Below are 6,111 nucleotides of genomic sequence, written 5' to 3' on the forward strand. Positions count from 1 at the left end.
GTGCCGGCCCGGCCGCACACCCCATGTGGGCTGCTGGTCTCCCCCCAGGAGGCGGACTCCATCGTCTACACGGCGGACACCGGCACGCTGCACCAGCGGCACATCCTGGTGCACGAGATCGCCCACCTGATGCTCGACCACGCCGGCTCCGCGCCGCTGGACCCGGCCGCCGCGCTGCTGCCGCACCTGTCCCCCGCGCTGGTGCGGCGGGTGCTGGGGCGCACCCGTTACGACGAGCCGCAGGAGCGCGAGGCGGAGCTGCTGGCCTCGCTGATCCTGAGCCGGGCGGCGCGGGCGGACGCGGCCGGGCCGCCCGGGCCCGCTCCCGGCTCGCCGGGCTCCCTGGACGCGCTGGGCGTCCTGCTGTCGGGTGACGGACCGGAGGCGCGGCGGCCGTGAGCGAACTGGCCCTCTACCCGGTCGGACTGTTCTTCGTGCTCAGCGCCGCCCACTTCGCCCGCAGCCGGATCAACCCGCGCGCCGCCGCCCGCTACACCTGCTACGGGACGGCCCTGCTGGGCGCCGCGCTGCTGGTGCTCGCCCCGCCGACCGTACGGGCGGTGCAGGACGCGGGGGTGCCGGTGCTCGCGATCGCGGCGATCGTGCTCGGCGACGCCCTGCGGGACGGCGCGGCCGCGGCGATCCGGCTGCTCGCGCTGGCGCTGCGCACCGCCGAGCCCCTGCGTGCCGAGCCCCTGCTCGGCGGGCCCCGGCCCGACGGGCCCTCGCGCGGTGAACCGGCCCGGCGCGCCGTGCGCTCCCGGCTGGCGCTGCTGGGCGCGGTGCTGGGCCTGCGGGTGGTGCTGATCGCCGTCGCCGCGCCCCGGCTGTCCGGCGACAGCCTGACCGTCGCGCCCACCCTGTCCGCCCGCCTGGCGCTGGCCGGCTACACCGCCGTCGGCATGGTCCACACCGCGCTGTGCCTGACCGCACTGCTGCGCGAGCTGCTCCGGCGCGCCCGCGCCGCCGGGCCCGGCCGGCTGGGCACCGGGCTGCGGCTGCTCACCGGAGGGCTGGCGGCCGGACTGCTGTGGAACGCCTGGAGCGTGGACGACGTGCTGCGCGCGGCCACCACCGGCGCCCAGGACGGCCCCGAGGACACGCTGTGCGCCGTCCTGGGCGCGCTGTGCGCGGCACTGATCGCGGCCGGGCTGGGCAGCACGCTGTGGCCGGCCGTGTCGGGGGCGGTGCGCGGCTGGCTGCGGGCCCACCGCCGCTACCGGGCGCTCGCCCCGCTCTGGCGCGACCTGCACACCGTGCTGCCCGAGATCGCCCTCGACCCGGCCCGCCGTCTGCCGCTGCCTCCGCGCGACCCGCAGTTCGCGCTGTACCGGCGGATCATCGAGATCCACGACGCCCGGCTGATCCTGCGCCAGCACCTGGACCCGCGCACCTCCGAGTGGCTGGAGCTCGCCACCCGGCGCTTCCCGCCGTCCTCCTCCCACGCCGCCGCCACCGCCGAGGCCGCGGCCCTGGCCGCCGCCCTGGAACGCGCCGCGGCCGACGCCGGCCCGCACCCCGCCGCCCCGCCGGAAGGCGGCGCACCATCGGGGGCAGTCGCGGAGGCCGACCCGCCACGCGCCCTGGACGGCGAGGCCGACCACCTCGCCCACCTGGCCCGCGTCTACGCCACCTGCCCCGCCGTCGCCGAGGTCCGCACCCGCGCCCGCGCCCGGGCCCGCGCGGACGGGCGGGCCGGCGCCGAGGGGGCCCTGCGGTGACATCGCCGACGTCGTACGCCAGCCCCGAGCCGAAGGCTGGACCGTGGACCCGCTCGACCGTCAGATCGACGCCCTCACCACTTCCGTGTGCCGGCGCATTCGAAGCCTGCGACGTCACCGTGCTGGACGCGCCGTTCCACGCCGAGGGAAACATCGCCACGGCGGGCGGTTGCCTGGCATCCCAGTATCTCGCGGCGTGGGTGATCACCCGAATGCTCGGGGAGGATGCTGCGCGCGACGTCATCGCCTATGTGGCTCCGGTCGGCGAGAACCAGGAGACGGTCGAGCGCGCCATGCGTGCCGTCCACGCGGGCGAGGTCGCATCGCGTTGACGACCCGCTCACCAGCGCCCCGGGCCATGCGCAGTCAGTCGTCGGTGTGTGGACCGAACACGTTGTGCCAGCGCTGGCTGAGGACATGGCGTTTACCTGCTGCCAACGGCGCGAGTGCTTCGCGAGCCGCGCTGAGCTCCTGGTCCCGCCCGCTCCAGGTGTGAGCCGACGACGGGTCGCTACGGCGATAGACGGCGGAAACCGTGCTCCATTGCCGAAAACCCAGAACCTTCGCGAGTGCGACCCGGTTCTCCGCCCACGTCTGCGCGGTTGGAAGTGGCTGATGACCAGCTTCCGCACCATCGCTTCCCATTTCGAGGCGGGCCAGGTCGTCGTCGACGAGGCGGGCGCCTACGAGACCGTCGGCGAGTTCCTGGCGGATCACCGAGAGCCATCCCCACAAGGTGGAGATCAGTCCGCCGACCACGACCCCGATCAGACCGAACCACGCAGCGTTCACGCAGCGATGGTACGTCAATTGATCATGATTTCAGTGCCTTTGAATCGACTGGTCCACGGACTTCCGGATGGATTGTGCGCCTACGCCGATACGCCGCTGGCGACTACGGACGGCCACCAGTATCGAGGCCGTGTCCGGGCTGTCGGGCGCCGAGCATCTCGGTGACCAGCCGGACGAGCTCCGGCACCCCCGCTCCGGCGCCGGCCCGTCGCCCACCCACAGCGGCAGGGCTCGACGACCCTGGCGAAATGTCAGTTCCAGGGCCTGCGGGCGGGCGGCCGTCCGGCGCGCGGGGACGGGGGCGGCGTGCCTACGCTGGTCGCGGAGCCTTGGCCGCGTTCCCGGAGGTGCAGCATGCGTGGCACACCCCGTCGCCGCCGAACGGGGGTCCTGGCCGCGGCGGCACTGCTCTGCGCGGGCGGGCCGCTCTCCTCCTGGGCCGCTCCCGCGGCAGCGGCCGCGGCCGTGACGGTGCCCGTGCGGGCCTGCCCGGCGGAGCAGACCGGCCCCGGCCTGCCGCCGCTGGGCGCCGTACCGGCCTCGGTGGCGCTGCCGGACGGCGTCACCCTGCCCCCGACGGCGGCGGTGTACGGCGCCCGCTACCCGGGCGAGGTGCACTACCTGGTCGCGCCGAGCGGCTGGACCTGCGACGTGGTCTTCTTCTCCGCCGACGGCGGGGAAGAAGCCTACGTCCACCCCGGCGCACCCGCCGCCGACCCGGCCAACACCCGCTTCACCTCGGTCGTCCAGGCCGTCTTCATCAGCGGCGGCGCCCAGACGAACATCGACCTGGCCTGCGGCTTCATCCCCCGGGCCGGGGCCGCCCCCAACACCTGCAACGCCCCGCCCCGCCTGCCCGCCGACCAGCTCCACCCCGTCCCCACCCACGCCCCGAACCTGCTGCTCACCGCCGTCGGCGTCCCGCCCGACGCCCGCGAGCCGAACCTGCCCACCACCGGGGGCCCCGACCGCACGGTCGCCCTGCTGACCTTCCAGACCCCCGGCGGCCCCGCCCAGGAGATCACCTGCACCGTCCCCGCGGCCTCCGCCCCCGTCCCCACCTGCCAGGCCGCCCTCGGCCACTTCCTCGCCACCGGCGCCGCCGCCGAACAGCTCACCCGGGCCGACCTCGCCGCCGCCCTCACCGACCTGAACACCTTCGTCGCGGCCTACCTCGCCCAGCCGTAGCGCCGGACGGGCAGGCGGCGTCAGCCGCGATCGGGCCGGGTCCGTTACGCCCCCGAACGACTCGGTCAGGCGATTGCGAGCAACTCCGACCGCTTTGCGCTCTCCTCAGCCGGACTGTGCGACAAGTGCCCGGACCAGTGCGACCGCCTCCTTGAGGCCAAGGCCGGGACTCGCAGAGCGGAGCTCTTTGACCGCCTTGATCTCCGACGTGCGGGGGTCGATACGGGCGAGCTCCAGGACATTTCGCGCCCATTCCCTGCCGGCCGGACCGGTACTGGGGACGATGCCGTCCACGATGTGGATCGCACGGCGCAGACCTGGGCGTTCTTCCTCGCCAGCGGCGTCCAGCGCAGCCTGCAGAGCTGCTCTGAGCACTTCGAGATTGGCCGGCTTCGGACGGTTGGACTGTGAAAAGAACATTCGTTGCTCCCGTTGAGAATCACAGGCAATCAGCCGGTAGCGGAATTTCCGGTCGGCGTTCCTACAGTAATGCTTCCCGTGCCCAGCCCCTGAAGGCTCCCGACCCCGACTGCCGACCCTGCTGCGACGCCTGAACCCCTGTCTCAGGAGCGTGACTCCTCCCCGGCTGAAGCCGGGGGCTTCTAACCCCTCCGGGAGTCGCGACGGACCGGCCCGGACCGAAGGTGGCCCAGTCGGCTCGCATGGAATTGGACCGTGCGATGGGTCAATTCCGCACTACCGTAGGCACAATGACAACGGGATCCACTTCGACCGACCAGCCCACGTCCGTGGCCGAGGCGCCGATGCGTCAGGCCCGCAACTCCGCCGGCTTTTGGACCGCGATCGGCCGATGCCGGGGGCATGAGGTGATCCGGCGCCGCGGATTCGTCGCAGTCGACGGCGACGAGCGTGCGGGCCTGCGGATCCTGATCCAAGAGCCCGACCTCGACCCGGGCGAACTGGCCGAGGTGAGCGAGCTGGCCCGCCACGCCGCGGGCCCGGTGAACGCCGAGGATCCGTTCAACTCGACCGACCTGAGCCACCTGGGCATGCGCAGCTGGCAGATGCCGATCATGCTGCGCCCGCCCGGGCCCGTCGGCGAACCGGTGCTGGACGTGATCCGGGTACGGCGGCCCGAGGACCTCCAGGCGGCCGAGCGGATCGTGATCGAGGGCTTCGAGCTCGCCAGATTCGAGCCCTACCGCCCCGGCGAGCTGTTCCCGACGGCGCTGATCGGGCAGCCGGGCGTGGACGTGTTCGTCGCCTCGCACGACGGCGTGGCCGCGGGAGCCTGCGTCAGGCTCGTGGACGACGGCGTCGGCAGCCATTACTGGGTCGGTACTTCACCGGCATTCCGGTCGCGTGGCGTGGGTCGCGCCGTCATGCTCGGCTCCCTCGCCGACCTGGCGGATCTGCCGGTCACACTCACCGCTTCGAAGCTGGGCAGGCCGCTGTACGAGTCGCTGGGCTACACCGCCGCGACGCTCTCGACCTGGTGGGCCTCTCCTCCTGTGACCCAGTAGCCGGCGATGGGCCCAGCCATGCCTGTAGGGCGCGGAAGTTGAGGACGGGAGCGGGTTGCCGGCCCGGGGGCGGGCGGGACAGGGTGTGGCGCAGACGTGTGCGCGACCCGAGAGGACCCCGGCCCGTGAACACCTTCGAGTACCTGCTCGGCGCGCTGCTCAACGTGCCCGTCCGGGCCCGGGACGCGCTGCGCGAGCGCTGGCCCGGCGACCGGCGGTTGCGCGCACTGGCCGAGTCGCCGCAGGCGCAGGCGCTGCGGGCGGCGGAGCGCGAGCGAATCCGGCGGCTGGTCGAGGCGCTGGGGGCGGTGGAGGGAGTGGAGCACCTGCTGACCCGCGTCGCCGACCACTGCGACCGCCCGTCCTCCCTCGGCGCGCTCGGCACCACGGTCGAGGGGCGGGCCGCGCTGCTCTGCCGGATGGCCGCGACGGCCTACTTCGTCACCCGGGAGGACATGGCCGTCGTACTGGAACGGGTCGAGGCGGCGGGCCTGGCCGACTGGGGCTCGCCGGACGGTAGGAGCGGTACGGTCGCGCACGCGCTGCGCTGGTACCGCGACGGCGCTCTCAGCCCCGAGGGATGGCGGATGGACTCCCCCGGCCTGACCAGTCCCGGTGCGTACCTGTCCTGGGACCTGCCGGGCGTCCCACGCCCGGATCCGTACTGGAAGCGCCTGCGCAGCAGCGTCCGCTTCCGCAACGAGCAGACGCCCGAGGACGCCGACCCGGCCGCCGTGCTGAGCGCCGCCCGCGCGGACGGGGGCGGGCTGGTCCTGGAGCTGGAACTGCGCACCGACTGGCGGGAGGGCTGCACGTACTACACGGTGGCGCGCGGCGGCCCCGCCGGGCGCGGGCGCGGATCGTCCCCCCGCCACCCCCCGCCGCCGCCGCCGCGGCTTCACCCCTCCGACACGGGGGCAGCGGCC

7 protein-coding genes and 1 pseudogene are annotated in these 6,111 nt (G+C 74.2%); 6 read left to right on the forward strand and 2 right to left on the reverse strand.

Going from position 1 to position 6,111, the window contains the following annotated elements; all coding sequences use genetic code 11:
• The 3 genes and pseudogenes from ACFQ87_RS40190 to ACFQ87_RS40200 all read left to right on the forward strand — a co-directional run.
• A partial coding sequence (locus ACFQ87_RS40190; protein WP_380615911.1) for a ParH-like protein occupies window positions 1-399 on the forward strand: 399 nt, incomplete at its 5' end.
• A complete protein-coding gene (locus ACFQ87_RS40195) occupies window positions 396-1,721 on the forward strand; it encodes an MAB_1171c family putative transporter (protein WP_380615912.1) in 1,326 nt (441 codons plus the stop codon). The genes ACFQ87_RS40190 and ACFQ87_RS40195, both read left to right, overlap by 4 nt.
• A gap of 101 nt (window positions 1,722-1,822) precedes the next feature.
• Window positions 1,823-2,053, forward strand: a pseudogene (locus tag ACFQ87_RS40200) (AraC family transcriptional regulator); the annotation flags it as partial.
• Between the two features lie 34 nt (window positions 2,054-2,087).
• Here the strand turns inward: ACFQ87_RS40200 and ACFQ87_RS40205 are convergent.
• Complete coding sequence (locus ACFQ87_RS40205) at window positions 2,088-2,513, reverse strand: hypothetical protein (RefSeq protein WP_380615913.1); 426 nt, start codon at window positions 2,511-2,513, stop codon at window positions 2,088-2,090.
• Window positions 2,514-2,867: 354 nt separating this feature from the next.
• On the opposite strand from ACFQ87_RS40205, the gene ACFQ87_RS40210 reads away from it, so the two are divergent.
• Window positions 2,868-3,701, forward strand: a complete 834-nt coding sequence (locus ACFQ87_RS40210; protein ID WP_380615914.1) for a hypothetical protein — start codon at window positions 2,868-2,870, stop codon at window positions 3,699-3,701.
• A 105-nt stretch (window positions 3,702-3,806) separates the two neighbouring features.
• Here the strand turns inward: ACFQ87_RS40210 and ACFQ87_RS40215 are convergent, their stop codons facing one another.
• Window positions 3,807-4,121, reverse strand: coding sequence for a hypothetical protein (locus tag ACFQ87_RS40215; RefSeq protein ID WP_380615915.1), 315 nt, complete (start codon window positions 4,119-4,121; stop codon window positions 3,807-3,809).
• Between the two features lie 290 nt (window positions 4,122-4,411).
• Here ACFQ87_RS40215 and ACFQ87_RS40220 point away from each other — a divergent pair, with 290 nt between their 5' ends.
• Together ACFQ87_RS40220 and ACFQ87_RS40225 are read left to right on the forward strand one after the other, a co-directional pair.
• Window positions 4,412-5,185, forward strand: a complete 774-nt coding sequence (locus ACFQ87_RS40220) for a GNAT family N-acetyltransferase (RefSeq protein WP_380615916.1) — start codon at window positions 4,412-4,414, stop codon at window positions 5,183-5,185.
• A gap of 125 nt (window positions 5,186-5,310) precedes the next feature.
• Window positions 5,311-6,111: hypothetical protein (locus tag ACFQ87_RS40225; RefSeq protein ID WP_380615917.1), on the forward strand; the 801-nt coding region annotated here is incomplete at its 3' end.

The sequence above is a fragment of the Kitasatospora sp. NPDC056531 genome (genome assembly GCF_042794375.1).
Lineage (GTDB): Bacteria > Actinomycetota > Actinomycetes > Streptomycetales > Streptomycetaceae > Kitasatospora.